The sequence below is a fragment of the Cellulomonas sp. NPDC055163 genome, from assembly GCF_053607065.1.
In genome coordinates, this window is the sequence record NZ_JBSGSU010000022.1 from 1 (window position 1) to 1,068 (window position 1,068).

At 71.7% G+C, this 1,068-nt stretch carries 1 protein-coding gene; it reads left to right on the forward strand.

Translation table 11 applies throughout. The annotated features are described in order from the left end of the window. Positions 1–1,068 (forward strand): NADP-dependent phosphogluconate dehydrogenase (gene gndA, locus ACWFNE_RS21400; protein WP_452124445.1); only part of this gene is annotated, 1,068 nt, incomplete at both ends.

Sequence of the window (1,068 nt, forward strand, 5' to 3'; positions counted from 1 at the left end):
GGCCTGCACTTCGTCGGCTCGGGTGTCTCGGGGGGTGAGGAGGGGGCGCTGCTGGGCCCGTCGATCATGCCGGGTGGGTCCCGGGAGTCCTATGCGGTGCTGGGGCCGATCCTGGAGGACATCGCGGCGAAGGTCGACGGGGTGGCGTGCTGCACGTATGTGGGTCCGCAGGGTGCGGGGCACTTCGTGAAGATGGTCCACAACGGTATCGAGTACGCCGACATGCAGCTCATCGCGGAGGCCTACGACCTGCTCAAGCAGGGCCTGGGGGCGTCGGCGGCGGAGATCGGGGAGATCTTCGCGGCGTGGAACGAGGGGGACCTGGAGTCGTTCCTGATCGAGATCACCGCCGAGGTCCTGGCCCACGTCGACGCCGCGACGGGGTCGGCGTTCGTGGACGTGGTGCTGGACCAGGCCGAGCAGAAGGGCACCGGGCGGTGGACGGTGCAGAACGCCCTGGACCTGGGGGTCCCGATCACCGGGATCGCCGAGGCCACGTTCGCCCGGGCCCTGTCGGGGTCGGTCCCGCAGCGGGCCGCCGCGGCGGGGACGCTGGTGGCGGGCACGAGCCCGTTCGAGGTCACCGACCGGGACGCGTTCGTCGAGGACGTGCGCCTGGCCCTGTATGCCTCGAAGGTCGTGGCCTACTCCCAGGGGTTCGACCAGATCGCGGCGGCGTCGGCGGAGTTCGGGTGGGGCATCGACCGGGGTGCGATGGCCCGGATCTGGCGGGGTGGGTGCATCATCCGGGCCCGGTTCCTCAACCGGATCACCGAGGCCTACGAACGCGACGCGGACCTGCCCCTGCTGCTGGCCGACGAGTACTTCGCCGGTGCGGTCGGCAACGGGGTCCAGGCCTGGCGCCGGGTCGTCGCCGCCGCCGCGTTCGCCGGGGTCCCGACCCCCGCGTTCTCCTCCTCCCTGGCCTACTACGACGGCGTCCGCGCCGAACGCCTCCCGGCGAACCTGATCCAGGCCCAACGCGACTTCTTCGGCGCCCACACCTACCGCCGCACCGACCGCGAGGGCACCTTCCACACCGAATGGACCCTCGACCGCACCGAGAGC